The following is a 26,768-nucleotide window of genomic DNA, read 5'->3' as shown; positions in this document are numbered from 1 at the left end:
GTTTCGTCCCCAACGCAGGGGCGGCCGGCGCGGAACGACTGGCGATGCCCGGGCAGCTTGCTACGATGGCGGCGTGACCGCCGCTGTCGAGGCGGCTCAGCCTAGAGGATTTGCCAGCCGATGCGTGCCTTCTACCACCCCGACCAGGCGCTCCATGATCCCCAGCAATATATGCGCTTCGGCAAGGTCGTCGCGCCCAAGGACCTGCCGGAACGGACGGAAAAGCTGCTCGGCGCACTGGCGAAGCATGGCATCACGCCGGAGCGGCCGGCGGAGCATGGCGTCGAGCCGATCCTGAAGGTCCATGACGAGGGCTTCGTCGATTTCCTGCAGAGTGCCTGGCGGCGCTGGCAGGAGCTTCCGTCGGAGCGCGGTCCGGAGGTCTGGCCGAACACCTTCCCTTATTGGAGCGGGCGTCCGGACGAAGATGTCCGCCCGCCTTGCCGCCCGACCGGCTTCATCGGCCAGCTCGGCTGGTATCTCGGCGATCTCTCCGTGCCGATCGGCGAGCATTGCTGGCATTCGACCCTGCGCTCGTCCGAGACCGCCGTGTCCGGCGCCGACGCGATCCTTGCCGGCGAGCGCGCGGTTTATTCGCTGTGCCGTCCGTCCGGCCATCATGCCCGCGCCGATCGCGCCTCGGGCTTCTGCTACGTCAACAACACGGCGATTGCCGCCCAGCGCCTGCGCTCGACATTCGGCAAGGTCGCAATCCTCGATGTCGATGCCCATCACGGCGACGGCACGCAGCAGATCTTCTATCGCCGCGACGATGTGCTGACGATTTCGGTCCATGCCGACCCGGCGAATTACTACCCCTTCTACACCGGCTATGACGATGAGCGCGGCAATGGCCCGGGCGAGGGCTTCAACCTCAACCTGCCGCTGGCGCATGGCGCGGGCGGGGCGGAGATGCAGGCGGCGGTCGACCGCGCCGGCAAGGCGATCCGCGATTTCGGGGCTGAGGTGCTGGTCGTGGCGCTCGGCTACGACGCCCATAAGGACGACCCGATCGGCGTGCTGAAGCTGGAAGCGAGCGATTTCGGCACGATCGGTCGGCAGGTGAAAGGCTTCGGCCTGCCGACGCTGGTCGTGCAGGAGGGCGGCTATGCCATCGAGGCGATCGGCGACTGCCTCGACGCGTTCCTGGGCGAGTTCGCTCGCTAGAGCATCGGCCCGAAAAGTGGCATGCGGTTTTCGGGAAAAGCCGATGCCTGAGGACCAAGCGCCGGCGTCACGTCGCCAGGTAGTCGTGCAGCACCCGGCCATAGGGCAAGGTGAAGTCGACGACCTGGTGGCGGGCGCTCACGATCCGGCGCACCGGAAAATCGGCGACCCGGCAATTGACGTGAGGGATGAGGTGTAGCCTTGCCTCGCCCTCCCAGGCACCATGCACGGTGATGTCGGTGAGGTTATAGCCGACGAGCTGCGCGATTTTCGGCGAGCCGTCGACATCGGGAAGCAGCTTCAGGTTGACGTTCAGGCCGGCGATGCCGTCGCGAACCTTGTCGAGCTGGTTCTCGAGGCTGCGGTGCTTGTAGGTCATCGTGCCCATGGCCACGCGCTCGCCATCATAGTGCAGCGTGCCGGTCAGCGTGTCCTTCATGACCTTGAGCCGCGGCACGCCGTATTTCTTGGGAAAGCCCCAGATCTCGCGTCCTCCGGTGATGGGCGGCTCGTCGTCGAGATACATCTGGACGGAGAAGTTGCAGGGCTCGTCCTTGTAGAGCGCGCGGATGCCGGTGCCGCTTTCCTCGTAATCGCCGAAACCGGACGAATCCGGCATTTTCATCCACTCGTAGAAGACGAGGTTGCCGGGCGCGGGCTCGAGCGGCTCGGGCAGCGCCGCGCGGATCACCTCCGGGTCGGTTTCATAGGTGATGATGAGGTATTCGCGCTTGATGAAGCGGTTCGGCGGATGCGGGTAGCTCGGGCTGAAGACCGGCATCGACGGCGCTTTGAGGATCTCGTCCCGATTCATGCTGGTCGCTCCTTCTCGAAATCAGCCGCAACTCTGGCAGGGGCACTGCGACAGATTGATGGTGACCGGACGAAACGGGAAGCCCCTCCTCATGGCTCGCGCAAAGATGGCCCTCCACCCCGAGACCTGTTGTTGGGGGTGAAGGGCGTGTTTCTCGAACGGCCTCTCAGATCGCCGCCTCGATCAGGAACGGCCCCTTCTTGGCCAGCGCGGCCTTGAACAGGCTGGTGAACTCCTCGGCCGTGGTGGCGCGGGCGGCTTCCACGCCCATGCCCTTGGCCATCATCACCCAATCCAGCGCCGGCTCGTCGATATTGAGCATCTGCGTGGCGTTGCGGCCGAAATCATTGACGCCGACGGCGCGCATCTCGCCATGCAGGATCTGGTAGGTCCGGTTGGCGAAGATCACGGTGACGATGTCGAGATTCTCGCGCGCCTGCGTCCATAGCCCCTGTACCGTGTACATGCCGGAGCCGTCGGCCTGCATGCCGATGACCTTGCGGTCGGGGCAGGCCACCGCGGCACCGACGGCGAGCGGAATGCCTTCGCCGATCGCCCCGCCGGTGAGCTGGATATAGTCGTGCTGCGGCGCGCTGTGGCAGTCGAAATAGAACATCCGGCCGGAGGAGACCGACTCGTCGCAGATGATGCAGTTCTCCGGCAACAGCGTCGAAACGATGCTGCAGACCTTGTCGGCATCGAGCGGGCCGGTCGGCAGGCCGGGCTGCTCCTTGCGCGGCGGCGCGATGAAGGCCGGCGCCGTCTTCGTCGCGCCCATCTCCTCGGCGAGAGCGGTGATCGCGGCAGGCAGATCGTCGCCGGGCTGCGCCAGCGCCGTGACCTCGCAACCGTCATGGACGAGCCGGCCCGGCTTGCCCGGATAGGCGAAGAAGCCGACGGGAGTCTGCGCGCCGACCAGCACGAGATAATCGACGTCCTTGAGCTGCTCGAGCGCCTTGTCGATGGGATAATGGATCTTGGGGATCGCGACGCGGCCGGCGCCGCGCTGGATGCGCCCGTTCGACATCTGGGCGAAGATCTGCGCACCCGTCGCGGCGCAGATGCGGGCGGCCATTTCCATCGGCTTCTCGCGCAAGGCGAGGCCCGTCAGCATGATCGCGGCGCGCGCGCCATGCTGGCGCAGGCCAGCGGCGATGTCGCGGATCGTGGCGGCATCGACGCTCTTCAGCGCCGGCAGCTTAACCGGCTTCAGCGCGGCGGGCTCGACGCTGTTCCAGGCGCAATCGGCCGGCAGGATGACGGTGGTGACGCCGGGCAGCGTCAGCGAGGCGACATAGGCTTCCTCGATCGCCGGGCCGACATCCTCGGCCGAAGCGATGCGGCGCACGAAATGCGACATCGGATGCGCCAGCGATTCGATGTCGCTGGTCAGCGGCGCATCATGGACGAGGTGGTAGGTGGCGTGGTCGCCGACGACGTTGATCATCGGCGTGCGGGCGCGCCTGGCATTGTGCATGTTGGCGAGCGCATTCGCCATGCCCGGCCCGCAATGCAGCAAGGTGGCGGCCGGCTTGTCGGCCATGCGGGCATAGCCATCGGCGGCGCCGGTCACCACGCCCTCGAACAGGCCGAGCACGCAGCGCATCTGCGGCTTGCGGTCGAGCGCCGCCACGAAATGCATCTCCGAGGTGCCGGGATTGGCGAAACAGACATCGACATCGTTGACCAGCAGCGTGTCGCAAAGGCGGTCGGCGCCATTCATCCCGGAAACCTCGAAGGCTGGAAGAGAACAGAGGCGATGTGCCTCGGACGGTGAGGGGAGGAAATTGCGCAGCCTGTGTCAAACGAGAGAATGTCATGGCTTCCCCAAGCGGCTGTGATCGGCGGCTTGACGGTTTTGCATAGGCATTTAACCTGATTTGGAACGAAGGTTGCATCCGGCCGCGAGCTCTGGCGTCGTGGATGACGGGTCAGTCAAAAAGCAGGGGAAGGGTTTCCACCATGGCAGTCTTCAAGCGCGTCAGTGCCGGCCTCGGCTTCGGCCTCGCTACTCTCCTGGCGGCGGGTGCGGCCCAGGCGCAGACGAAGGTCGCGATCGGCATTTCCGGCTGGACCGGCTTCGCGCCGCTGGTGCTCGCCAAGGAGGCCGGCATCTTCGCCAAGAACGGTCTCGACGTGACCATCAAGAAGATCCCGCAGAAGGACCGCCACCTCGCCATCGCCTCCGGCGACATCCAGTGCGCCGCGACCACGGTCGAGACCTGGCTGGTCTGGGACGCCGCCGGCATCAAGACGAAGCAGATCTTCCAGCTCGACAAGAGCTACGGCGCCGACGGCATGGTGACGCGCAACACCACGGCCTCGATCAAGGATCTGAAGGGCAAGACGGTCGCGGCCTCGGCGCCGGGTACCTCGCCCTATTTCGCCCTGGCCTGGATGCTCAAGGAGAACGGCCTCTCCGTGAAGGATGTGAATGTCGTCAACATGGAGCCGGGTCCGGCGGCGCAGGCCTTCATCGCCGGCCAGAACGACGCGGCGCTGACCTATGAGCCCTATCTCTCGGCCGTGCGCGACAAGCCCGATGCTGGCAAGATCATCGCCACCACCCTCGACTATCCGATGGTGATGGACACCTTCGGCTGCACCCCGGCCTTCCTCGCCGACGAGAAGGCTGCGGCTGCGCTGACCAAGAGCTATTTCGAGGCCGTGGCGATGATCAAGAGCGATCAGGCCAAGGCCTATGAGATCATGGGCGCGGATGTGAAGCAGACCGGCGAGCAGTTCGGCAAATCGGCGGCCTATCTGCGCTGGTCGGATGCCGAGGGGAACCGGAAGTTCTTCGCCGGCGACTGGCAGGCCTTCAACGCCAAGGCCGCAGATCTGCTGTTGGAGATCGGCCTGATCAAGGCCAAGCCCGATCTGGCCACGCTGGTCGATACGAAGTTCGTCGAAGGCAAGTGAAGGATGAAGCGGAACCACGACCGTCATTCCGGACAAGCTGCGCAGCAGCGCAGATCCGGAATCCATCGGAGGGCTCGGCGCTCTAGGATGGATTCCGGGGCAAGCCCGGAATGACGGCGCGGTTATCGCGGAAGACATCACGCCCTGAACAACGAATGCCGCCGGTGTTGCCCGACGTGCTCGAACCCGATCTGCGCGTCGTCTTCTGCGGCACGCAGGCCGGCGCCGTCTCGGCGGCGCGCGGTGCCTACTATGCCGGGCCGGGCAACAAGTTCTGGAGCGTCATCCACGAGATCGGGCTGATTCCGGAACGGCTCGCCCCGGAGCGTTTCCGGGAGCTGCCGCGCTACGGCATCGGCCTCACCGATGTCGCCAAGCTGACATCGGGGCCGGATTCGGCCTTGCGCGGCGCCCATTTCGATGCAGAAGGGCTGCGTGCGCGGATCGCCGCCCATCGCCCGCGTTATGTCGCCTTCAACGGAAAGCGTGCGGCGCAGGCGGCGCTGGGAGCGGCTGCCGGTTCAATTGCCTATGGCCTGCAGCCCGGCACCTTCGCCGGTTCGGGCATTTTCATCCTGCCCTCGACCTCCGGCGCGGCCGCCGGCTTCTGGTCGATCGAACCCTGGAAAGATCTGGCGCGCGCCATGACCGGAACCGAAACCCCATGAAACCGCTCAGACCCGTCTCAGGCGGCGCGCGCGTCGGCTACGGCCTCGCCTTCTTCGCGCTCTTCGTCGCGCTCTGGTCGGTCGCGACCTTCGGCGGCTATGTCCAGCGGCTCTTCCTGGCCGATCCGCTGACCATGGTCGGCGAGGGCTGGAGCCTGATGACGCGCTACGGCTTCAGCTTCGACATCATGATGACGATCTGGCGCGTCGTCGGTGGCTTCGTCATCGCGGCGGTGGTGGCGCTGCCGCTCGGCATCCTGATGGGCGCCTACAAGCCGATCGAGGCGTTCCTCGAACCCTTCGTCTCCTTCGCGCGCTATCTGCCGGCCTCGGCCTTCATTCCGCTGCTCATCCTCTGGGCCGGCATCGGCGAAACGCAGAAGCTCCTCGTCATCTTCCTCGGCTCGGTCTTCCAGCTCATCCTGATGATCGCGGTGGCGGTCGGCGGGGTCCGGCGCGATCTGGTCGATGCCGCCTATACGCTCGGCGCCAGCGACCGCTCGGTGGTGCGCCGCGTGCTGCTGCCGAACGCGGCGCCGCAGATCGCCGAGATCTTCCGCCTCGTTCTCGGCTGGGCCTGGACCTATGTCATCGTCGCCGAATTGATCGGCTCGTCCTCCGGCATCGGCCACATGATCACCGACAGCCAGGCACTGCTCAACACCGGGCAGATCATCTTCGGCATCATCGTCATCGGGTTGATCGGCCTGATCTCGGATTTCCTGTTCAAGGCGGTCAACCAGCGCCTGTTTCCGTGGGCCAAGCTGTGAGCAAGCTCGTCATCGACAAGGTCGGCAAGGTCTTCCCCGCGCAGCGCGGAGGCGAGCCGACGCGGGCGCTGATGCCCACCTCGCTCAATGTGGCCGACAATGACTTCATCACCATCCTCGGCCCCTCCGGCTGCGGCAAGTCGACCTTGCTGCGCATCATCGGCGGGCTGGAGACGGCGAGCGAGGGCCGCATCCTGCTCGATGGCGCGCCCGTCGCGGGGCCGGGCGCCGATCGCGGCTTCGTCTTCCAGAGTTACACGCTCTTCCCCTGGCTGACGGTGCAGCAGAACATCGCCTTCGGCCTGCGCGAGAAGGGCGTGCCGGTCGCGGAGCGCATGAAGATCGCGCGCGACTGGGCGGTGCGCGTCGGGCTTTCTAGTTTCGTGGACCACTTCCCGAAGCAGCTCTCGGGCGGCATGCAGCAGCGCACGGCGATTGCCCGCGCGCTCGCCAACGATCCGAAAATCCTCCTGCTCGACGAGCCCTTCGGCGCGCTCGACAACCAGACCCGCGCCCTGATGCAGGAAATGCTGCTCGGCATCTGGGAGCGCGAGCGGAAGACGGTGCTCTTCGTCACCCACGACATCGAGGAGGCGATCTTCGTCGGCTCGCGCGTCGTGGTGATGAGCGCGCGGCCAGGGCGGATCAAGGCCGATATCGCGGTCGATCTGCCGCATCCAAGGCCGTACACCATCAAGACGACGCCGGAATTCGTCGCGCTGAAGGAGCGACTCGTCGAGGAGATCCGGGCTGAGGTCATCGCGGCCGATCCCTGAGCGAGAGCACTACCAGCGGTTGAGGTGGCTATGCTTTCCTTGCGTGATGTGTGTGCTTTGCCTGCGCTGTCATGACGCAGGCGAGGGGCAGCCTTGCGCGCAAATGGAGTTACGGCGACAATTTCGCTTGCCATCTTTTGAACAACAAGGGGGCACTGCCAATGGTGGGGCCAATGCGTTCACTGGTTGCAAGAATGCTGTCGCGGCTGGCGATCGAGCCGCGGATCGATGTGGTTTTCCCCGATGGAACGTTGCAATCCGTCGGGCGAGGTTGCGCACCGCGATTGCGGATGCGGATTGTTGACACGCCTACGGAACTCAAGCTCGCGCTCAATCCCGAGCTCGCTTTGGGCGAGGCGGTGATGGACGGGCGCGTCGTCGTCGAGCAGGGCTCGCTCTACGATCTGCTCGATGCGCTGGTGACCGCGGTGCACAAGGCGCGCCCGCAAGGCTGGGGCAAGACGCTCGACGGCCTGCGGACGGCAGTGCGCCGCTTCCACCAGCACAATACGCCGACACTGGCGAAGCGGAATGTCGCGCACCACTACGATCTGAAGAGCGATTTCTTCAAGCTCTTCCTCGATCCGGACATGCAGTACTCCTGCGCCTATTTCGCGCGGCCGGAGATGACGCTTGCCGAGGCGCAGCTTGCCAAGAAGCGCCACATCATGGGCAAGCTCGATCTGCAGCCGGGCCAGCGCGTGCTCGATATCGGTTGCGGCTGGGGCGGCATGGCGCTCTCGATCGCCGGCGAAACCGGCGCCTCCGTCACCGGCATCACGCTCTCGGAGGAGCAGCTCGCCATCGCGAAGCATCGGGGCGCAGAATCCGGCCTGCCCGTCGAGTTCCGCTTGCAGGACTATCGTCACCTGACCGAGAGCTTCGACCGCATCGTTTCGGTCGGCATGTTCGAGCATGTCGGCGTCGGCTATTACCGCGACTATTTCCGCAAGGTCCGCGAATTGCTGACCGATGATGGTGTCGCGCTGATCCACACGATCGGCCGCAGCTCGCCGCCGGGCGCGACCAACCCCTTCATCGCCAAATACATCTTTCCGGGCGGCTATATCCCCGCCATGTCGGAGGTTTCGGCCGCAGTCGAGAAGGAAGGGCTCGTCATCACCGATGTCGAGGTGCTGCGCCTGCATTATGCCGAGACGCTGAAGGTGTGGCGCGAGAACTTCCTCGCCCGGCGCGACGAGGCGGTGGCGATGTATGACGAGCGCTTCGCCCGGATGTGGGAGTTCTATCTCGCCGCCTCCGAAGCGAGCTTCCGGCACGACGATCTGGTGGTGTTCCAGTTCCAGCTCGCGAAAAAGCTCGACGGCCTGCCGATCACGCGCGGCTATATCGAAGAGCGCGAGGGCGAGCTTGGGCGCAAGCCTGCGCAGGCGAAGGTTGCCGAGCCGGCCTAGCCCAGCTCCGGCCCGACATAGCGGGCGCGAGGCCGGATCAATCGTCCGGTCTCGCCCTGTTCCAGCGCATGCGCGATCCAGCCGGCGCAGCGCGCGGCGGCGAAGATCTGGAAGGATACATCCGGGGCGAGTCCGAGTTCGCTCGCAATCGCCGTCAGTACGAAATCGATATTCGGCTCCTCGCCGGTCAGCGCCGTGACGGCCCGGCGCGTCTCCTCATAGGCCGGTGGTAGCGAGAAGGCCGTGAGCAGCGCCCGCGCCCGCGCATCGCCATCGGGGTAAAGAGGATGGCCGAAGCCGGGCAGGGGCATGCCGGTCGCCAGCCGCGCCGAGACCGCCATTTCCACGCCTTCGCTTGCGATCTCGCGCATCAGTCCGAGGACGCGCGGCGTCATCCCGCCATGCAGCGGCCCGGACAGCGTCGCGAGCCCCGCCAAGATGCAGGCGGCCAGCGAAGCGCGCGTCGAGGCCGCGACCCGGACGGAGAAGGTCGAGGCGTTGAGCTCGTGGTCGGCCAGCAGCACGAGTGCGCGGCGGATCAGATCGGCGCCGCGTTCGTCGCAGCCCCAGGCCAGCGCCAGCCGGTGATGGATCGGCCCCTGTCCCGGCCGCCCGGCGATGGCGTCGACGAGCGAGTCGATGACGGAGGCAGCCTCGAGATAAAGCGCCTTCTTCGTCCGGCCGGCCATGGCCGGGTCGCTGGCGGCGCGGGCGGCGATCACCGCGAACATGCGCTGCCGGGCCGGCGCCTCCGGCACGATCGTGAACAGCGGCGGAAAGCGCTGCGAGCCGCAATCCCAGAGCAGCCGCGCGACATCCTCCAGCTTCGCCATCTCGGCCAGCTTTTCCGCATCCTGCCCGCGATACCAGAGCTTGCCGCGCTGGATCGTGGCGATGCCCGAGGCCAGGATCGGCTCGCCGAAGGCGATCGCATCCTCTGCGATGGCCGCCGGTTTCCGCCCCCGCGCCTTGCGATGCTCCAACCGCGCCACATCCTCGGCTCGGTAGAGCCGACGGCGCGAGTCGCCCGCATCGCCGCGCGCCTCGATCAGCCCGCGGCTGACATAGGCATAGAGCGTCTGCGGCTTCAGCCCGAGCCGCTGCATCACCTGTTGCGCCGTCAGCCAGTCGGTCATCGAAAAATACATTGATTATATTGTTCAAGATTGATTCTACTGGTGAAGCTATCAATCTTCAAGGCCTCAGATGTTGAGGGGAACCGCCATGTCCGATGGCCTTGAAGATGTCGTTGCCGCCCATACCGTGCTCTCGGAAGTCGATGGAGCGGCGGGCCGGCTGGTGATGCGCGGCCACAGCCTCGATGAACTCGCCGGCCATACCTCCTTCGAGGAAATGGCCGCGCTGATGCTTGACGGCTTCGTGCCGGACCTGCCTGCGATGAAGGATCTGCCGGCGGCGCTCGGCGCGGCGCGTCAGGACTTGTTCGAGACGGTCGTTCAGAAGGCAGCCGTCCCAGTGACGCTCGGACCGGTAGAGATGATCCGGGCGATGACGGCGCTGATCCCCGATGGTGAGGACGCCGGCACGGTCCTGCGGCTGCTGGCGGCGCCGGCCGTGTTCACGGCCGCCTCGCTGCGTCTGCGGCAAGGGCTCGCGCCGGTCGCACCCGATCCGGCGCTGTCGCAGGCCGCAGACACACTGCGCATGCTGACCGGCAAGGCGCCGACCAAGCAGCAGGCGGCCGCGCTCGACACCTACCTCGTCACGGTCGCCGATCACGGCCTCAACGCCTCGACCTTCGCCTCCCGCGTCGTCGCCTCGACACGCGCCGGGCTGGTCTCGGCGGTGCTGGCCGGCATCGGGGCGTTGAAGGGGCCGCTCCATGGCGGCGCGCCTGGCCCGGTCATCGAGATGCTCGATGCGATCGGCACGCCCGCCAATGCCCGCACCTGGCTGGAATCCGCGCTCGACCGCGGCGACCGGCTGATGGGCTTCGGCCACCGGATCTACCGCGTCCGCGATCCGCGCGCTGACGCGTTGAAGGGCGCGATCCGCCGGCTCGGCGCCGATAGCGGGCGCCTCGCGCTGGCCGAGGCGGTCGAGCAGGCGGCGCTCGCCATCCTGCGCGAGCGCAAGCCCAACCGCACGCTGGAGACCAATGTCGAGTTCTACACCGCGCTCCTGCTGGAGGCGCTCGGCTTCACGCCGGATTCCTTCACCTGCGTCTTCGCGCTGGGGCGGACGACGGGCTGGCTCGCCCATGCCAAGGAGCAGATCGCCGGAGGCCGTCTGATCCGCCCGCAATCGGTCTATGTCGGCCCGCAGCCGCGCCAGGCGGCGTAGGTTCAGGTAGGGCGCGGGGAACCCTTCTCCCGTGTGGGAGAAGGGCAGGGATGAGGGCCTGCCCTTGCGGATAAAGCCGCAGCGGTGCCGTTGCCTTCCGATAATGAGCGGCGGTCCCTCACCCCTACCCCTCTCCCATCCGGGAGAGGGGATCCCGCGCTTATCTATGATGCGGTCAGCCACACGGCGTAGAGTTCTGCCTCACTGCCGCTCACCTCAAGTTCGACATGCCCCGGCGCGTCGAGGATCGCGCTGTCGCCGGCTGCTAAGCTCATGCCGTTCACCAGCCAGTCGCCCTTGCGGGCGACCAGCACCAGCAGGCCTTCGCTCGCGAGGAGCGAACCTTCACCCGACAAGCGCTCGACCCGGTGCCGCCAGCGGCCGCGCCGGCTCATCACGTTGAGATCGTCGATCGCCCCGTCGACCAGAACGCCATCCACCGCCCGGTCGGCGGCGAAAAAGAACGGCGCCGTCGCGCGGTCGAGCGAAACCGTCTCGCCGTCGCCGAAGGCCAGCCGGATGCCGTTGCCGGTCAGCACCGAGAGCGTCCGGTCGATACCGGGAAAGGACGAGAACGGACCATCTGCGCCCACATGCGCCATCGATATCCGCCAGTCGAAATCACCGAGCGAGGCGCCTTCAGGCGCGACCGCGATTTCGGTCGTGGTCCCGCCGCCGTTCTTCCACGGCATGACCTTGCAATTGGTGGCGCGGATGATGCGCATGAGGTGATCCTTGACAGGTGAGCGCGTCGCAACCGCCGTCATTGCGAGGAGCGAAGCGACGAAGCAATCCAGGGGGACGTAGAGCGCTGCCGCCCTTGGATTGCTTCGCTGCGCTCGCAATGACGGGTGGGCTCAGCCCAGGATACCCGGCAGATTGAGCCCCTTCTCGCGGGCGCAGTCCAGCGCGATGTCGTAGCCGGCATCGGCATGGCGCATCACGCCGGTGGCCGGGTCGTTCCAGAGCACGCGCGAGAGGCGGGCGGCCGCGTCGTCGGTGCCATCCGCGCAGATCACCACGCCCGCATGCTGCGAGAAGCCTATGCCAACGCCGCCGCCATGGTGCAGCGAGACCCAGGTCGCGCCGGACGCCGTGTTGAGCAGGGCGTTGAGCAGCGGCCAGTCGGAAACCGCGTCCGAGCCGTCCTTCATCGCCTCGGTCTCGCGGTTCGGCGAGGCGACCGAGCCGGAATCGAGATGGTCGCGGCCGATCACAACCGGCGCCTTCAGTTCACCGTTCTTGACCATCTCGTTGAAGGCGAGGCCGAGTCGGTGGCGGTCGCCGAGGCCGACCCAGCAGATGCGCGCCGGCACGCCCTGGAACGCGATGCGCTCGCGCGCCATGTCGAGCCAGTTATGCAGGTGCTTGTTGTCGGGCAGCAGCTCCTTCACCTTGGCGTCGGTCTTGTAGATATCTTCCGGATCGCCCGAGAGGGCGGCCCAGCGGAACGGGCCGATGCCACGGCAGAACAGCGGGCGGATATAGGCCGGCACGAAGCCCGGGAAGGCGAAGGCGTTCTCCAGCCCCTCATCCTTGGCGACCTGGCGGATGTTGTTGCCGTAGTCGAAGACGGGCAAGCCCATCTCCTGGAAGGCGATCATCGCCTCGACATGCTCGCGCATCGAGGCGCGCGCCGCTTTCTCGACGGATTTCGGATTGGCTTCGCGCGCCTGCTTCCACTGGCCCATGGTCCAGCCCTTGGGCAGGTAGCCATTGATCGGGTCATGGGCCGAGGTCTGGTCGGTGATCATGTCCGGGCGGATGCCGCGGCGGACCATCTCGGGCAGGATCTCGGCGCAGTTGCCGAGCAGGCCGACCGACTTCGCCTCGCCGTTCTTGGTCCAGCGGGCGATCATCTCCAGCGCCTCGTCGAGCGTCTCGGCCTTCTCGTCGAGATAGCGGGTGCGCAGGCGGAAATCGATCGAGTCCGGGTTGCACTCGACGGCAAGGCAGGAGGCGCCGGCCATCACCGCGGCGAGCGGCTGCGCGCCGCCCATGCCGCCGAGGCCGCCGGTCAGCACCCATTTGCCCTTGAGGTTGCCGCCATAGTGCTGGCGACCGGCCTCGACGAAGGTCTCGTAGGTGCCCTGCACGATGCCCTGTGTGCCGATATAGATCCAGGAGCCGGCCGTCATCTGGCCGTACATCGCGAGCCCCTTCTTATCGAGCTCGTTGAAATGGTCCCAGTTCGCCCAGTGTGGCACGAGGTTGGAATTGGCGATCAGCACGCGCGGCGCGTCCTTATGCGTGCGGAACACGCCGACCGGCTTGCCGGACTGGACGAGCAGGGTCTCGTCGGCTTCGAGCTGGCGCAGCGCCGCGACGATGCGGTCGAAATCCTCCCAGGAGCGGGCGGCCCGGCCGATGCCGCCATAGACGACCAGCTCATGCGGATTCTCGGCGACGTCCGGGTCGAGATTGTTCATCAACATGCGCAAAGGCGACTCGGTCAGCCAGCTCTTGGCGGTGAGCTCGGTGCCGGTCGCGGCGCGGATGGTGCGGGTGTTGTCGAGGCGGGTCATGAGCGGCTCCGTTCGAGGGCAGCGGCCGCGCCGAGGGCGGCTTCGATGATGGCGAACAAGGCAATCTGCAGGCTCGCGGCCTTCGTCGCGTCGAAGGCCCAGGGCGCGGCTTCCTCGGTGAGATAGGCCGAGAGCGCGATCTCCATCTGCAGCGCATGGACGCCCGCGAAGGGGCGTCCGTAATGGCGGGTGATCCAGCCGCCCTTGAAGCGGCCGTTGAGGATTTGCGTGAAGGGCTGGCCGGCCATGGCGGCGACGGCCGCCCGCTCGACACCGGGTGCGCAGCTTTCGCCGGAATTCGTGCCGAGATTCAGCGTCGGCAGTGTGCCTTCGAACAGGCGCGGGATCTCCGATTTGATCGAGTGGCAGTCCCAGAGCACGCAATAGCCGTGCTCGGCCTTCACCCGCGCGATCTCGGCAGCCAGCGCCTGATGATAGGGCTGGAAATAGGCCACCTTGCGCCGCTCGATCTCGTTCGCATCCGGCGCATTCTGCCAGATCGGCGCGCCGTCGAAGGTCGTGCTCGGCACGAGCTCGGTCGTCGCCTGACCCGGATAGAGCGAGACGCCGGCCGGGTCGCGGTTGAGGTCGATGACGAAGCGCGAGAGCTGCGCCTCGACGATGGTGGGCTGGAAGGGCGCGGCGAAGCCGTAGAGCCGGCGCATATGCCAGTCGGTATCCTCGACCAGCCGGCCGCGCGGGTTCAGCGCCTCCGCGATTTCCGGCGGCAGGGCGGTCCCGGGATGCGGCATCGAGAGGATGAGCGGGGAGGAACCCCGCGTGACGGTGACGATGTTGGTGGTCACGCCTCGAACTCCGCAAAGCTGTCGAGGCCGGCGGCCTTGCCGATGGCGCCTGAGAGCACGAGCTCGGTCGCTGCCGCGAGATCGGGGGCGAGGTAACGGTCCTCGGTCAGCGGCGCGATCTTGTCGCGGAGCAGGGCGAGCACCGGTTCCAGCCGCGCGCTGGTCTTGAGCGGGCGATGATGCTCGATCGCTTCCGCCGCCGCCATCAATTCGACGCCGATGATGCTGGCGGCGTTGCGGGCCATGTCGAGCAGGCGGAAGGCACCATGCGTCGCCATCGAGACATGGTCCTCCTGGTTGGCGGAGGTGGGGATGGTGTCGACCGAAGCGGGGTAGGCCTTCTGCTTGTTCTCGGAGGCAAGCGCCGCGGCCGTCACCTGCGCGATCATGAAACCGGAGTTCAAGCCGGCATCGCGGGCGAGGAAGGGCGGCAGCCCGCTCATGACGGGGTCGACCAGCAGCGCCATGCGCCGCTCGGAGAGGTTGCCGATCTCGCAGACGCCCATCGCCAGCATGTCGGCGGCGAAGGCGACGGGCTCGGCGTGGAAATTGCCGCCCGAGACGATCTCGCCCGGCCCCAGCACCAGCGGGTTGTCGGTGACGGCATTGGCCTCGATGCCGAGCGTCGCCGCGACGCTGCCGAGCAGGCCGTGCACCGCGCCCATGACCTGCGGCTGGCAGCGCAGCGAATACGGGTCCTGCACCTTGCTGTCGCCATGGCGATGGCTCTCGCGGATCGCGCTGCCGGCGATCAGCTCGAGCAGGATTCTGGCGACGCGGATCTGGCCGGGCTGCCCGCGCAGGGTCTGGATGCGCGGGTCGAAGGGCGTGTCGGAGCCCTTCAGCGCATCGACCGAGAGCGCGCCGGCGACGAGCGCGGCGTCGAAGACGCGGGCGATGGCCGCAAGGCCGGTCATGGCGAGCGTGGTCGAGACCTGCGTGCCGTTGATCAGCGCGAGGCCCTCCTTGGCGCCGAGCGCGAGCGGGGCCTGGCCGATGCGCTTCAGCGCCTCGGCCGCCGGCAGGGTCTCGCCCTTCAGGCGGATCTCGCCGAAGCCCATCAGGGCCGCGGTCATATGGGCGAGCGGGGCGAGGTCGCCGGAGGCGCCGACCGAACCCTTGGCCGGGATGACGGGCATGGCGTCGGCCTTGAGCGCGCCGGTCAGCGCCGCGATCACCACCGGCCGCACGCCGGAGGCGCCGCGCGCCAGGCTTGCCGCCTTCATCGCCAGCAGCAGGCGGACGACGCCGTCGGGCAGGGCGGGGCCGGTGCCGACCGCATGGGAGAGGATCAGGTTGCTCTGCAGCTTGGCGAGGTCGGCATCGGCGATGCGCACGCTGGCGAGCTTGCCGAAGCCGGTGTTGACGCCATAGGTCACCGTGCCGGCGGCGACGATTTCCTCGACGATCTTCTGCCCCGACGCGATGGAGCTGGCGCTGTCGCCGGCGAGGCCGGCCGTGGCGCCGTCGAGGACGGCGCGCCAGTCGGTGAGGCGGGCTGCGCCCGGGTTCAGCGAAACCGTGGTCATTGTCCGTTCCAGATGCGGGTGTGAAGCGGGTTGAAGCCGATGCGATAGGCGAGCTCGGCCGGGCGTTCGATGTCCCAGATCGCGAGATCGCAGCGTTTGCCGGCTTCGAGCGTGCCGATTTCGTCCTGAAGTCCGAGCGCGGTCGCGGCATTTCGGGTGAGGCCGGCCAGCGCCTCCTCCGGCGTCATCCGGAAGAGCGTGCAGGCCATGTTGAGCACGAGCAAAGGCGAGGTCAGCGGCGAAGAGCCGGGATTGGCATCGGTCGCCAGCGCGATCGCGGCGCCATGCTTGCGCATCAGTTCGATCGGCGGCTTCTGCGTCTCGCGCAGGAAATAGAAGGCGCCGGGCAGCACGACGGCGACCGTGCCGGCCTTGGCCATGGCGATGACGCCGTCCTCGTCGAGATATTCGAGATGGTCGGCGGAGAGCGCTCCCATCTCGGCGGCGAGCTTGGCGCCATGCAGGTTGGAGAGCTGCTCGGCATGCACCTTGATCGCGAGGCCCTTGGCCTTGGCGGCGCTGAAGACCTGGCCGGTTTCCTCGGGCGAGAAGGCGATGCCCTCGCAGAAGACGTCGACGGCGTCGGCCAGCCCTTCCGCCGCGACGGCATCGAGCATGGGACCTGCGACGAGCGCGGTGTAATCGCCCGAGCGGCCCTTATATTCCGGCGGCACGGCATGGGCGCCGAGGAAGGTGGTGCGCACGGTGACCGGCCGTTCGCGGCCGATGCGACGCGCGACGCGCAGCTGCTTCAGTTCGGCCTGATGCTCCAGCCCGTAGCCGGATTTGATCTCGACGGTGGTGACGCCCTCCGCCATCAGCGCGGCGAGGCGCCGGTCGGCGGAGGCGAAGAGCGTATCCTCGCTCGCCTCGCGCGTCGCCTTGACGGTGGAGAGGATGCCGCCGCCGGCCCGCGCGATCTCCTCATAGGTCGCGCCCTGCAGGCGCAGTTCGAACTCGTGCGCCCGGTCGCCGCCATAGACGAGGTGGGTGTGGCAATCGATCAGGCCCGGCGTGATCCAGCGGCCCGCGCAATCGATGGAAACGGCGGCATCGAAAACCGGTGCCTCGCTGCGCGAACCTGCGTAGACGATGCGCCCGTCGCGAGCCGCGATCACGCCATCCTCGATGGCGCCGTAGGGTGTGCTGACCTTGAGCGACATCGTCGCCAGCCGCACATTCGTCCAGAGCTTGTCGCAAGCCAGCGTTTCGCCCGGCGCCTTCGCCACGTCGCGTCCTCCCGCTATCCTTTGGCTGCGAGTATGCTATCTAATTGCATATGCAAATGGCAAGTGTGTAATTGCATATGCAAATGACCGATGGAGCGAAGCGGTGACCGAGACCCTGCATCTGGCCGTGGCTCTTTTGCCTGAAGGCTTTGCCAGCCATGTGAAATTGACACTGGAGCAGGGCGTGATCACGGCTGTCGAGGCCGGGGCGGCGGCGGAGCCGGGTGGCCGGAATTTCCGCGGCATCGCGCTGCCGGGGATGCCGAACCTGCACAGCCACGCCTTCCAGCGCGGCATGGCCGGACTGTCCGAGCGGCGCGGCGCGCCGGAGGATTCCTTCTGGACCTGGCGCGAGGTGATGTATCGCTTCCTCGACCGTCTCGACCCCGATGACGTGCAGGCCATCGCGGCGCAGGCTTTCGTCGAGATGCTGGAGGGCGGCTTCACCGCGCTTGCGGAATTCCACTACCTGCACCACGACAAGGACGGCCGCCCCTATGCGAATATCGCGGCGATGGGGCAGGCGATTGCCTCAGCCGCGGCGGAAACCGGCCTCGGCCTGACCCTGCTGCCGGTGCTCTATCGTTTCGGCAATTTCGGGCAGGCGCCCGCGGTCCATGGCCAGCGCCGCTTCGTCAACGAGCGCGACGCCTATCAGCGCCTGCTGGAAGGCAGCGCTGCCGCGATCCGCGACCTGCCGGACGCGCGGCTCGGCGTCGCCCCGCATTCGCTGCGCGCGGTCGCGCTCGACGATCTCGGTTGGGTTTCGTCGCTGCGCCCGAACGATCCCGTCCATATCCATGTCGCCGAGCAGGTGCCCGAGGTCGAGGCCAGCCTGAAGATCACCGGCAGGCGCCCGGTCGAATTGCTGATGGACACGGTCCCGCTCGACCAGCGCTGGTGCCTGATCCATGCGACGCATCTGACCGATACCGAGCGTGACGGCATTGCCCTGAGCGGCGCGGTGGCCGGCCTGTGCCCGATCACCGAATCCAGCCTCGGCGACGGCATTTTCGACGGCATCCGCTACGCGCAAGCCGGTGGCGCCTATGGCGTCGGCAGCGATTCCAACATCCAGATCGATGCCGGCTCCGAATTGCGCCAGCTCGAATATTCGCAGCGCCTGCGCGACCGCCGCCGTGCGCTGTTCGCGGAGGAGGAGGCTTCGACGGGCCTGGCGCTCTGGCAGGCGGCCTGCGCCGGAGGGGCTCAAGCCTGCGGCCGGGCCATCGGGCGGATCGCGCCCGGACACCGCGCCGATTTCATCACGCTCGACACCGATCATCCGGCGCTTGTCGGCCGGGCAGGCGCGGAGGCGGTCGACAGCGCGATCTTCGCGGCCAACGCACTGCCTTTGCGCGATGTCGTCGTCGGTGGCAGGAGTGTCGTCGCCGAGGGACGGCACATCGCCCGCGATTCGGTGCGCGTGCGCTTTGCCGGCGTGATGCGGCGCCTGCTCGCAGCCGCATAGGGGACAGGATGACGGAAACCCGGCTCGATGCGGTGAAGCTGGACGGCACCGGGCCGGTCTACGATCAGATCCGGCGCGCGATCCGCGATCTGGTGGTCAGTGGCGAATGGCCGCCGGGCACCGGCGTGCCGCCGGAGCACGCCCTGATGGAACAGCTCGGCGCCTCGCGGATGACGGTGCACCGCGCGCTCGTGCAACTCGCCCGCGAGGGTTTGATCATCCGCCGGCGCCGCTCGGGCACCGTCGTCGCGAGCCCGCCCGCCAGCCACGCCATGCTCGACATCCTCTCGATCCCGGAGGAGGTGGAGCAGCTTGGACAGGCTTATGCCCATGACGTTCTTTCGCGCAGCGATGGCCGGCCCGCCCCCGAGGTCGCCGAGCGTTTCGGCCTGAAGCGGTCGGACAAGGTCACCCATCTCGTGGTGCTGCATCGCGCCGGCGGCAAGCCGCATGTGCTGGAGGAGCGCGTCATCCACGCGGCTTCCGTGGCGGGGCTGGCGGAGGAGGATTTCGGGCAGACGCCGCCGGGCGACTGGCTGCTCAAGCACAGCCTCTGGTCGCAGGCCGAGCATGCGATCAGCGCCGTTGGCGCGCAGGGCGACGAGGCCGTCTTGCTCGAGATCGCGGTCGGCGAGCCCTGCCTGCTCGTCGAGCGCCGGACCTGGAACCAGGACCGGCCGGTGACAGCGGTACGCCTGCTCTATCCCGGGCCGAGGCACCGCTTCGTCGGGCGTTTCGGCCCCTATGGCCAGGTTTAGGACGCGTTGAATTCGCTGCGGCCTTGTCGGTGCCGTCGGTCATAAAAAAGGCCCGCCATGGCTGGCGGGCCTTGTCTCATGAGACGGGTATCCGTCCCGGGATGGACCGAAATCAGCAGTCGTAGACCACGCGCCGGCCCCACTCGTCACGGCCATAGCAGCGTTGCGGAGTCGCGGCGCCGCCGATGATGGCGCCGCTCGCGCCGCCGATCGCCGCGCCCGCCAGAGCACCGCCCGCACGGCCTGTCGCCGCGCCGCCGATGATGGCGCCGGCCCCGGCGCCGATCAGTGCGCCCGTGCCGGCATTCTGCTCACGGGGCGTGCAGGCGCCCGCTCCAATGGCCGCGCCCATTGCGACGATCAGTATCAGCTTTTTCATTCGAGTCCCTCCTCTCGAGTCCCATTGTCGAGTTCGCTTGTCGCTCGCAGCCCCAACGGCCCGGCATCGAAAATGTTCCGGCGCTGGTGGCATCGACCGGGAGACGGCACGAGAAAGGCGCGCAAAATAAGACCGTTTCAGGAACGCCCCCGTGCCCGCGAGCCGGCCGCGCAAGGCGATCGCGGAGAGGCCGGAATCGGCGGAACCTTCATCTCGGAGACGAGTTGACCCAGCGAGCTTGAGAGCCGTGCCCCGCTTCAATGCAGGCGGTGCGGCCTAACCGGATGGAGTGAACAATGACCATGACCCATGTTTCTGCCAGCTCGAATCCGCTGATCGCCGGAGCCCGCGTCGCCGGGACGGATGTCTACAACACGTCGGGCGATCATCTGGGCGAGATCTACGACATCATGCTGGACAAGCAGACCGGCAAGGTCGCCTACGCCATCATGTCGTTCGGCGGCTTTCTGGGGCTCGGCGAGAAGTACCACCCCATCCCGTGGAGCGTTCTCGACTACGACCCCCAGCGTGGCGGCTATGTCGTGCCTCTGACCAAGGAAAAGCTCGAGGCCGCCCCGATGTATGACAGCGAGGGCGAGCCCGACTGGGAGGACAAGGCTTACGGCAAGCGTGTCCACGATTACTACGGCACGATGCCCTACTGGATGATGTAGAGGCAGCCCAGGCGCAGGTCGCGGCGGTTGCTATCCCCCCAGCCGAACCGCCGTGGCGGCGGGATGCGGGCCGAAAGGCCCGCATCTTCCTTTTTTGGGGACCGTATTTTTCCGGCCGGGCCCGGAACCAGGCACCCCCGCTCCGCGTCTGATCAGAGAGGGTTCAGTCAGCAGAGCCGCAGCGGTGCATGGCCCGCAACAGGCCGCCCTTCAATCGGGAGAGCGATATGCAGATCCGTTACGGGTATCGGATAGAACTTGTCTGCGAGCACGACATGCCACTCATGACGCTGCTCGATGTCCATCCTTCCCGCCGCCATGACCTGATGCGACCCGATGAGATGCGGGCGACGGCCTTGCGCGATCCGTCCATCGAGATCGCTGTCAGCCAGCATCGGGACGCCTTCGGAAACATCTGCCGGCGGCTGGTGGCGCCGGCCGGCGGCATCCGGCTTGAATCAGAGGGCGTCATCCATGATTCCGGCGAGCCCGACCGTCAGAGCCCCTCGGTGCAGGAGACGCCGCCGGCGCGGCTGCCGGACGAGGCGCTCGTCTACCTGCTGGGCAGCCGCTACTGCGAGACCGACAGGCTCTGCGATCAGGCCTGGCGCCTGTTCGGCCAGGTTCCTCCAGGCTGGGCCCGGGTGCAGGCGATCACCGATTTCGTCCACAACCACCTGACCTTCGGCTACGATTTCGCGCGCAGCACCCGCACCGCTGCCGAGGCTTTCGAGGAGCGGGTCGGTGTCTGCCGCGACTTCGCCCATCTGGCGGTCGCCCTGTGCCGCTGCATGAACATCCCGGCGCGCTACTGCAACGGCTATCTCGGCGATATCGGCGTGCCGGCGAATCCGGCGCCGATGGATTTCAATGCCTGGTTCGAGGTCTTCCTCGGCGGTCGCTGGCATACTTTCGATGCCCGTCACAATGAGCCGCGCATCGGCCGCATCGTGATCGCGCGCGGCCGGGACGCGACGGATGTGGCGATGATCAGCTCCTTCGGCACGCATACGGTGCAGCGCTTCGAGGTCGTCACCGAGGAAATCGAAGAACTGCCCATGCCGCTCGCACCGGCGATGCCGCCGCAGTTCGATGCCCGCCCTGCCGCGGCCTGAGGCATCGCTCCCGTCCGAGGCGCCTTGCGAACGGCTCCGGGCGCCCCATCTCGACCGGGCGATGCGTCATACGGTGATCGTCAACGCCCGCGCGGGCACCGTCCTCGAAGTCGGAGCCCACGCTTTTTCCGAGCGGCTGACAGCCGCCTTCGCGGCGCATGGCTCGACCGCCGAGGTCAAGCTCGTCGCGCCGCGCGAATTGGACGACGCCCTGGCGCTCGCGGTCCAAACCAGCGACGCCGTCCCGGTCATCGCCGGGGGCGACGGCACGATCAACCGCGTCCTGCCGGTGCTGATCCAGGCGGCCTGCCCCGTCGGCATCCTGCCGATGGGGACGGTCAATGTGCTGGGGCGCGATCTCGGATTGTTGGGCCCGCTGGAGCAGCAGGTCGCGGCGCTGTGCGAGGGTGAGCCGGTCGAGATGGATGTCGGCCGGGTCAATGACAGGCTGTTTCATTCGATCTCCGGCCTGGGCTTCTTCAGCCTGATGGCGCGCGAGCGCGAATATGCGCGCCGGCGCTTTCCCTTCAGCCGCGTCGCTGCCTTCGGCGTCGCGGCGACGCGCTCGATCCTGTTCACCCGGCCGATCTCGGTCGATATCCGCATCGGCAGCGAGCATCTCGTCGTCGATGCGGATGCGGTGCTGGTCACCGTCAACCGCTTCGACGGCGCGGAATGGCGCCGCGAGCGGCTCGATGCCGGCATCTTCGAGGTCCATGTGCTGAACGCCGGCGGCCTCTATTCCCGCAGCAAGGCGGCGCTCTCGGTCGTCTCCGGTCGTTGGCGCTTCTCACGGAACCTCACCTCCTTCACCGGGGACGAGGTGGTGCTGCGGCGGCGCGACAAGCGCCGTGGCCACGTCACCTTCGATGGCGAGGTCGAGCGCCGGTCCGGCTCCCTGACATACCGCTTGCTGCCGCGGGCCTTTCGCGTCATTGCCGCTCGCTCCTCGAGAGCCTTGTCGAGCGAGGCGGGCAACCGGCTCGCGTGAAGGCAATGCGACGAGGCAACGGTCCTGAATTTATGAGAATCGACGCCCCGATGTCCCGCCCCGTACCCGGCCAGATTCCTTCTCCGCTACGTCCGCGGCTGGTCGTTCCCGTCCTCGCCGGCCTGGTCTTCGTCGCGCTGGCCGGCTTCATCGCGTCTGGCCACGGCTTCGCCTTCGACCGGAGCCTGATCCTGCTGTTCCGCGAGCCGGGCAATCCAGCCCAGCCGCTCGGCCCGGCCTGGTTCCAGGAGGCGGTGCGGGACATGACGGCGTTCGGCAGCTTCGTCGGGCTCTTCTTCATCACGACGGCTGCGGCGCTGGCGCTGTGGCTCTGCGGTTATCGCCGCCTCGCGGCCGGGCTGGTCCTGAGCGTGTTGACGGCACTCCTGGTCAGCAACGGCCTGAAGATCGCGATCGGCCGGGAGAGGCCCGACATCGTCGCCCACACCGCGCTGACCTTCACGGCGAGCTTCCCCAGCGGCCACGCCTTCCTCTCGGCCGCGACGATGCTGAGCATCGCCGGTTGTGTCGGCATCGCCTCGCGGCGCGATGACATCGCCCTGCTGTGCCTTGTCCTCGCCTGGGTGATGATCCTGCTGATCGGCCTCAGCCGCATCTATCTCGGCGTCCACTGGCCGACCGACGTGCTCGGCGGCTGGTCTCTCGGCGTCGTCTGGTCGAGCGTCGCCACGGCCTGGATCGGCCGCTGGGCGGCGGCCTCCGATCCGGGCTGACTATCGCCGGCGGGATCGTCCGGCAGCTCCGTTCAGCGCATGTCGATGGTGGCGTTGACGCCGAGATCGGGCGTCCGGCCCAGGATCTTGGCGGTGGCGAGCTTGAAGGCCACCAGCACGCCGCTGGACGGCCCCTCCCAGATCTCGGCCGAGACCGGCGTCAACGCCAGCAGCGTGGCGTCCGGATCGTCCGGGCCGTTCGGGAACCAGGCGCTCGCCATCGGCGTCCAGATCTGCCGCAGCAGATCGCGGCTCGGCAGCTCGGAGGCCGTGCAGGCGATGGCCGCGTAGAAGTTGCGATCCTCATGGCTGATCGCGATCGAGACCGAAGGCGATCGCAGCGCCTCGCCGATGATCCCGGTATGACGATGCGTGATGAACAGCAGGCGGTGATGCTCCCGGTCGAGATGCCCCGACATCGGCCGCGTCCTCAGCCCGTCCTCCGCGATCAGCGACACCATATAGACCGGGTGCGCGTCGAGCGCCGCCCAGATCCGCTCCTGCAATTCCGTGTCCGGCATCGCTCGCTCCTGCACCACGCGACTATCTCATGCTGCGCGGCCGATGGAAACGCCTGGAGGAGGGCGACGTTCCATCGCGAGGGAACCTTTGCGCCGCAACAGGGGTTTGCCCTGCGCCGCGGCCTCCGCCGCCCGTTTCAGGAAAACATATGCCCGCATCGCGCAATCTGCTCGCCATTCTCGTCGTCGTTCTCGTCGCTGCCCTCGCGGTGACCGGCTATTCGCTCTACCAGGAAAAGAAGCGGCCCGAAGGGGTCGAGATCAATCTCGGAAAGAACGGTCTCTCGATCGAGAAGAAGTAGGCAGGCGCGCCGTTTTCGATCGCCTTGCGGCAGGCGGGTGGCAGGCAGTCGCGGGGGCATTGGCCTTCCGGGGGCAAAGGCGCTAACACCGCCCGCGAGGATTCATTGCCCCGGGAGAGATGCAGATGAACGCGCCCTTCAAGAACCTGATCGCCGGCGAATGGGCTGGCGGCGTCAACGCCTCGCGCAACATCAACCCCTCGAACACCAACGACGTCGTCGGCGAGTACGCTCAAGGCTCGGTCGAGGATCTGAACAACGCCGTCGCCGCCGCCAAGGCTGCGTTCCCGGCCTGGAGTCGCACCACGCCGCAGGAGCGCTACGACATCCTGAAGAAGGCCTCCGACGAGATCCTCGCCCGCAAGGACGAGCTCGGCCGGCTGCTCTCGCGGGAGGAGGGCAAGACGCTGGCCGAGGGCATCGGCGAGGCGGGCCGTGCCGGCCAGGTCTTCGCCTTCTTCGCCGGTGAATGCCTGCGCCTCTCCGGCGAGATGGTCCCGTCGGTGCGCCCCGGCGTCGGCGTCGAGATCACCCGCGACCCGCTCGGCATCGTCGGCATGATCACGCCCTGGAACTTCCCGATCGCGATCCCGGCCTGGAAGATCGCGCCTGCGCTCGCCTGGGGCAATTGCGTCGTCATCAAGCCGGCCGATCTGGTGCCGGGCTCGGCCTGGGCGCTGGTCGACATCATCCAGCGCGCCGGCCTGCCCAAGGGCGTGCTCAACCTCGTCATGGGCCGCGGCTCGGTCGTCGGCCAGGCGCTGCTCGAGCACAAGGACGTCACCGCCATCTCCTTCACCGGCTCGGTCGCGACCGGCCGCAAGGTCGCGGCCGCCTGCATCGCGGGCAACCCGATGAAGAAGGTCCAGCTCGAGATGGGTGGCAAGAACCCGCTCGTCGTGCTGGATGACGCCGACCTGAAGGTCGCCGTCGAGGTCGCCGTGAACGGCGCCTTCTTCTCCACCGGCCAGCGCTGCACCGCGTCCTCGCGCCTGATCGTCCAGGCCGGCATCCACGACAGGTTCGTCGAGGCCTGCATCGAGCGGCTGAAGGGGCTCAATGTCGACGACGCGCTCAAGGCCGGCACGCATATCGGCCCGGTGGTCGACCAGAGCCAGCTCGACCAGAACCTGAAATACATCCAGATCGCCAAGGACGAGGGCGGCAAGCTCGCCTTCGGCGGCGAGCTCTTGAAGCGCGACACCCCCGGCTTCTACCTTCAGCCGGCGCTGTTCACCGAGACCACCAACGCCATGCGCATCTCGCGCGAGGAGGTCTTCGGCCCGGTCGCCAACATCGTCCGCGTCAAGGATTACGAAGAGGCGCTGACTGTGGCCAACGACACCGAGTTCGGCCTCTCCTCGGGCATCTGCACGACCTCGTTGAAGTATGCGACGCATTTCAAGCGCAACAGCGAAGCCGGCATGGTGATGGTCAACCTGCCGACCGCCGGCGTCGACTATCACGTGCCGTTCGGCGGCCGGAAGGGCTCCAGCTACGGCCCGCGCGAGCAGGGCGCCTACGCCAAGGAGTTCTACACCACCGTCAAGACGGCCTACACGCTGGCCTGACCGGCTGCATCAGGCAGGAACGATACGGCCCCGTCTTCGGACGGGGCCGTTTTCATGTCGGCCTGGGCCCGTGCAGCAGGCGCGACAGCGCCAGCCCGACCAGCCCCGTCGCCAGCGTGACGGCGCCGAGCGTGGCGATCATGGGCGCGAGGCCGAAGGCGGCGAACAGGCTCGGCGCGGCGAGATAGCCGATGAGCGAACCGCCGAACACGGCGCACATCTGCAGGCGGTAGACCTGTGCGATCCGCTGCGGCGGGAAATCGTGCTGGATGATGTGCAGAAGCGCCAGATTTTCGAACGGGCCGTTGACCGCGGCCAGCGCCGCGCAGGCCATCAAGGCCGCCGTATTCGGCGCGAAGGGCATCAGCAGCACGCCCAGCCCGAAGGTGAGCTTCGACATCACGAGCCACAGCAGCGGCCGCTTCGGCGTGATCCCGGCGAGGACGAGGTTCGCGGCGAGATTGCCGGCGCCATAGGCGGTCATCATCAGGCTGTAGGCGGTCAGCGGCTCGGCGCTCGTCATGCGCAGATAAAGCGCCATGCCGAGCAGCACGCCCATCGACCAGGTGACGTTGCCGACAAAGTCGGCGATGAGGCCGAAATGCATCAGGCGGTGATGCCGCACGGCACGCGACCCGCCCATGATCGCGTCGAGCACCGATGACAGGCCGCGGCGCGTCTCGGGTGGGGCGGGCAACGGCGCCCCCTTCAGGGCGGCCCGGACGCCGAGGGCCGAGAGCAGGAACCCGCCGGCCGTGATGGCGAAGAACTGGCCGATCGGCACGAGGCCGTTGACGAGGGCGATCAGGCTGGGGCCGAGGATACGCGCCATGCGCCGCGTCGCGTCGAACAGCCCGTTGACGGCGTGGCGGATCGAGGTGCCGGGCGCCAGGATCGGCAGCGTCGCCTGCAAGGCGGGGTCATAGACTGAGGTGGCGAGCGCGACGGCGCCCGCGGTCACTGCGAGCAGGGGCAGGCTCATGAAGCCGAAGGCGCTCGCCGCCGCCAGCAACAGGAGAAGCGCGGCCCGGAACAGGCTGACCCCGACCATCGTCGTCGCATGCCGCCAGCGATCGGTGAGGGCTCCGGCGAACAGGCTGCCGAAAAGCAGGGCGCCCGATTGCAACGCCGAGACATAGCCGGCGTCGCGGCCGATCAGCGAGGAGGCGATCCAGATCACCGCCACCATGTAGAATTCCGCACCGGTGGCGGAGAGGAGCTGCGAAGACCAGAGCAGGCCGATGCGCTTGTCGCCCAGCGGTTTCAGGATGAACATGAACAGGCGGGCCCCGGCGTGACCGGGGCTCGCTAGCATTCCCTGCCGCCG

At 67.4% G+C, this 26,768-nt stretch carries 26 protein-coding genes; 15 read left to right on the top strand and 11 right to left on the bottom strand.

Annotated elements, in window-relative coordinates:
* Nucleotides 1-120 precede the first annotated feature (120 nt).
* Nucleotides 121-1,167, top strand: a complete 1,047-nt coding sequence (locus AB6806_RS12740) for a histone deacetylase family protein (protein ID WP_370954707.1) — start codon at nt 121-123, stop codon at nt 1,165-1,167.
* Between the two features lie 67 nt (nt 1,168-1,234).
* Here AB6806_RS12740 and AB6806_RS12735 read toward each other — a convergent pair whose 3' ends face one another.
* Both AB6806_RS12735 and AB6806_RS12730 read right to left on the bottom strand, forming a co-directional pair.
* Complete coding sequence (locus AB6806_RS12735; protein ID WP_038360763.1) at nt 1,235-1,981, bottom strand: acetoacetate decarboxylase; 747 nt, start codon at nt 1,979-1,981, stop codon at nt 1,235-1,237.
* A 166-nt stretch (nt 1,982-2,147) separates the two neighbouring features.
* Nucleotides 2,148-3,704: an acetolactate synthase large subunit gene (locus tag AB6806_RS12730; protein WP_370954706.1), complete on the bottom strand. Its 1,557-nt coding sequence runs from the start codon at nt 3,702-3,704 to the stop codon at nt 2,148-2,150.
* 239 nt (nt 3,705-3,943) lie between these two features.
* Here AB6806_RS12730 and AB6806_RS12725 point away from each other — a divergent pair, with 239 nt between their 5' ends.
* The 5 genes from AB6806_RS12725 (at nt 3,944) to AB6806_RS12705 (ending at nt 8,532) form a co-directional block, all read left to right on the top strand.
* A complete protein-coding gene (locus AB6806_RS12725; protein WP_210245549.1) occupies nt 3,944-4,903 on the top strand; it encodes an ABC transporter substrate-binding protein in 960 nt (319 codons plus the stop codon).
* 155 nt (nt 4,904-5,058) lie between these two features.
* Complete coding sequence (locus AB6806_RS12720) at nt 5,059-5,571, top strand: mismatch-specific DNA-glycosylase (protein ID WP_142020029.1); 513 nt, start codon at nt 5,059-5,061, stop codon at nt 5,569-5,571.
* Complete coding sequence (locus AB6806_RS12715; RefSeq protein ID WP_038360769.1) at nt 5,568-6,341, top strand: ABC transporter permease; 774 nt, start codon at nt 5,568-5,570, stop codon at nt 6,339-6,341. The genes AB6806_RS12720 and AB6806_RS12715 overlap by 4 nt, the downstream gene beginning before the upstream one ends.
* Nucleotides 6,338-7,117: an ABC transporter ATP-binding protein gene (locus tag AB6806_RS12710; RefSeq protein ID WP_185747771.1), complete on the top strand. Its 780-nt coding sequence runs from the start codon at nt 6,338-6,340 to the stop codon at nt 7,115-7,117. Before AB6806_RS12715 ends, AB6806_RS12710 begins: the two co-directional genes overlap by 4 nt.
* A 161-nt stretch (nt 7,118-7,278) precedes the next feature.
* The gene (locus AB6806_RS12705; RefSeq protein WP_465247210.1) at nt 7,279-8,532 is read left to right on the top strand and encodes a class I SAM-dependent methyltransferase; all 1,254 of its coding nucleotides are present in this window, start codon (nt 7,279-7,281) and stop codon (nt 8,530-8,532) included.
* Here AB6806_RS12705 and AB6806_RS12700 read toward each other — a convergent pair.
* Nucleotides 8,529-9,668 carry a citrate synthase family protein gene (locus AB6806_RS12700; RefSeq protein ID WP_370954704.1) on the bottom strand — a complete coding sequence of 380 codons (1,140 nt, stop codon included), beginning with the start codon at nt 9,666-9,668 and terminating at the stop codon, nt 8,529-8,531. The genes AB6806_RS12705 and AB6806_RS12700 overlap by 4 nt on opposite strands.
* 88 nt (nt 9,669-9,756) lie before the next feature.
* Between AB6806_RS12700 and AB6806_RS12695 the strand changes: the two genes are divergently transcribed.
* Nucleotides 9,757-10,836 carry a citrate synthase/methylcitrate synthase gene (locus tag AB6806_RS12695; protein ID WP_142020037.1) on the top strand — a complete coding sequence of 360 codons (1,080 nt, stop codon included), beginning with the start codon at nt 9,757-9,759 and terminating at the stop codon, nt 10,834-10,836.
* A gap of 164 nt (nt 10,837-11,000) precedes the next feature.
* Here the strand turns inward: AB6806_RS12695 and AB6806_RS12690 are convergent, their stop codons facing one another.
* From AB6806_RS12690 to hutI, 5 genes are all read right to left on the bottom strand, one after another.
* Nucleotides 11,001-11,561 carry a HutD/Ves family protein gene (locus AB6806_RS12690; protein WP_142020039.1) on the bottom strand — a complete coding sequence of 187 codons (561 nt, stop codon included), beginning with the start codon at nt 11,559-11,561 and terminating at the stop codon, nt 11,001-11,003.
* Nucleotides 11,562-11,693: 132 nt separating this feature from the next.
* Nucleotides 11,694-13,361: a urocanate hydratase gene (gene hutU, locus AB6806_RS12685; RefSeq protein WP_370954703.1), complete on the bottom strand. Its 1,668-nt coding sequence runs from the start codon at nt 13,359-13,361 to the stop codon at nt 11,694-11,696.
* Entirely contained in the window at nt 13,358-14,167 is an 810-nt protein-coding gene (gene hutG / locus AB6806_RS12680; protein WP_210245550.1) for an N-formylglutamate deformylase, read from the bottom strand. Before hutG ends, hutU begins: the two co-directional genes overlap by 4 nt.
* A complete protein-coding gene (gene hutH, locus AB6806_RS12675) occupies nt 14,164-15,696 on the bottom strand; it encodes a histidine ammonia-lyase (protein ID WP_112762983.1) in 1,533 nt (510 codons plus the stop codon). The genes hutG and hutH overlap by 4 nt, the downstream gene beginning before the upstream one ends.
* Nucleotides 15,693-16,901 carry an imidazolonepropionase gene (hutI, locus tag AB6806_RS12670; RefSeq protein ID WP_370954826.1) on the bottom strand — a complete coding sequence of 403 codons (1,209 nt, stop codon included), beginning with the start codon at nt 16,899-16,901 and terminating at the stop codon, nt 15,693-15,695. The genes hutH and hutI overlap by 4 nt, the downstream gene beginning before the upstream one ends.
* A 127-nt stretch (nt 16,902-17,028) precedes the next feature.
* Here hutI and AB6806_RS12665 point away from each other — a divergent pair, with 127 nt between their 5' ends.
* Together AB6806_RS12665 and AB6806_RS12660 are read left to right on the top strand one after the other, a co-directional pair.
* Nucleotides 17,029-18,396 (top strand): formimidoylglutamate deiminase, encoded by a 1,368-nt coding sequence (locus tag AB6806_RS12665; RefSeq protein WP_370954702.1) that lies wholly within the window; start codon nt 17,029-17,031, stop codon nt 18,394-18,396.
* 8 nt (nt 18,397-18,404) lie between these two features.
* Nucleotides 18,405-19,154: a UTRA domain-containing protein gene (locus AB6806_RS12660; protein WP_370954701.1), complete on the top strand. Its 750-nt coding sequence runs from the start codon at nt 18,405-18,407 to the stop codon at nt 19,152-19,154.
* Between the two features lie 112 nt (nt 19,155-19,266).
* On the opposite strand, the gene AB6806_RS12655 is transcribed toward AB6806_RS12660, so the two are convergent.
* Nucleotides 19,267-19,533, bottom strand: a complete 267-nt coding sequence (locus AB6806_RS12655) for a glycine zipper domain-containing protein (protein ID WP_038360784.1) — start codon at nt 19,531-19,533, stop codon at nt 19,267-19,269.
* A 296-nt stretch (nt 19,534-19,829) separates the two neighbouring features.
* Here AB6806_RS12655 and AB6806_RS12650 point away from each other — a divergent pair, with 296 nt between their 5' ends.
* From AB6806_RS12650 to AB6806_RS12635, 4 genes are all read left to right on the top strand, one after another.
* Entirely contained in the window at nt 19,830-20,207 is a 378-nt protein-coding gene (locus AB6806_RS12650; RefSeq protein WP_081925263.1) for a PRC-barrel domain-containing protein, read from the top strand.
* A gap of 227 nt (nt 20,208-20,434) precedes the next feature.
* Nucleotides 20,435-21,322, top strand: a complete 888-nt coding sequence (locus AB6806_RS12645; protein WP_370954700.1) for a transglutaminase-like domain-containing protein — start codon at nt 20,435-20,437, stop codon at nt 21,320-21,322.
* Between the two features lie 61 nt (nt 21,323-21,383).
* Nucleotides 21,384-22,313, top strand: coding sequence for a diacylglycerol/lipid kinase family protein (locus tag AB6806_RS12640; protein WP_370954699.1), 930 nt, complete (start codon nt 21,384-21,386; stop codon nt 22,311-22,313).
* 50 nt (nt 22,314-22,363) lie between these two features.
* Nucleotides 22,364-23,047, top strand: coding sequence for a phosphatase PAP2 family protein (locus tag AB6806_RS12635; protein WP_191124465.1), 684 nt, complete (start codon nt 22,364-22,366; stop codon nt 23,045-23,047).
* Nucleotides 23,048-23,079: 32 nt separating this feature from the next.
* Here AB6806_RS12635 and AB6806_RS12630 read toward each other — a convergent pair whose 3' ends face one another.
* Nucleotides 23,080-23,568: a pyridoxamine 5'-phosphate oxidase family protein gene (locus tag AB6806_RS12630; RefSeq protein WP_133562361.1), complete on the bottom strand. Its 489-nt coding sequence runs from the start codon at nt 23,566-23,568 to the stop codon at nt 23,080-23,082.
* 149 nt (nt 23,569-23,717) lie between these two features.
* Here AB6806_RS12630 and AB6806_RS12625 point away from each other — a divergent pair, with 149 nt between their 5' ends.
* On the top strand, nt 23,718-23,870 hold the full coding sequence (locus tag AB6806_RS12625) for a hypothetical protein (protein ID WP_166652960.1): 153 nt from the start codon (nt 23,718-23,720) through the stop codon (nt 23,868-23,870).
* A gap of 125 nt (nt 23,871-23,995) precedes the next feature.
* Nucleotides 23,996-25,441, top strand: coding sequence for an aldehyde dehydrogenase family protein (locus tag AB6806_RS12620; RefSeq protein ID WP_133562359.1), 1,446 nt, complete (start codon nt 23,996-23,998; stop codon nt 25,439-25,441).
* 52 nt (nt 25,442-25,493) lie between these two features.
* On the opposite strand, the gene AB6806_RS12615 is transcribed toward AB6806_RS12620, so the two are convergent.
* Nucleotides 25,494-26,756: an MFS transporter gene (locus AB6806_RS12615; RefSeq protein WP_370954698.1), complete on the bottom strand. Its 1,263-nt coding sequence runs from the start codon at nt 26,754-26,756 to the stop codon at nt 25,494-25,496.
* Nucleotides 26,757-26,768: the final 12 nt, after the last annotated feature.

This window comes from Allobosea sp. RCC_152_1 (assembly GCF_041360765.1).
GTDB classification, from domain to species: domain Bacteria; phylum Pseudomonadota; class Alphaproteobacteria; order Rhizobiales; family Beijerinckiaceae; genus Allobosea; species Allobosea spartocytisi.
Note: the sequence above shows the minus strand (reverse complement) of the source record. Positions and strands in the feature narration are given on the sequence as shown.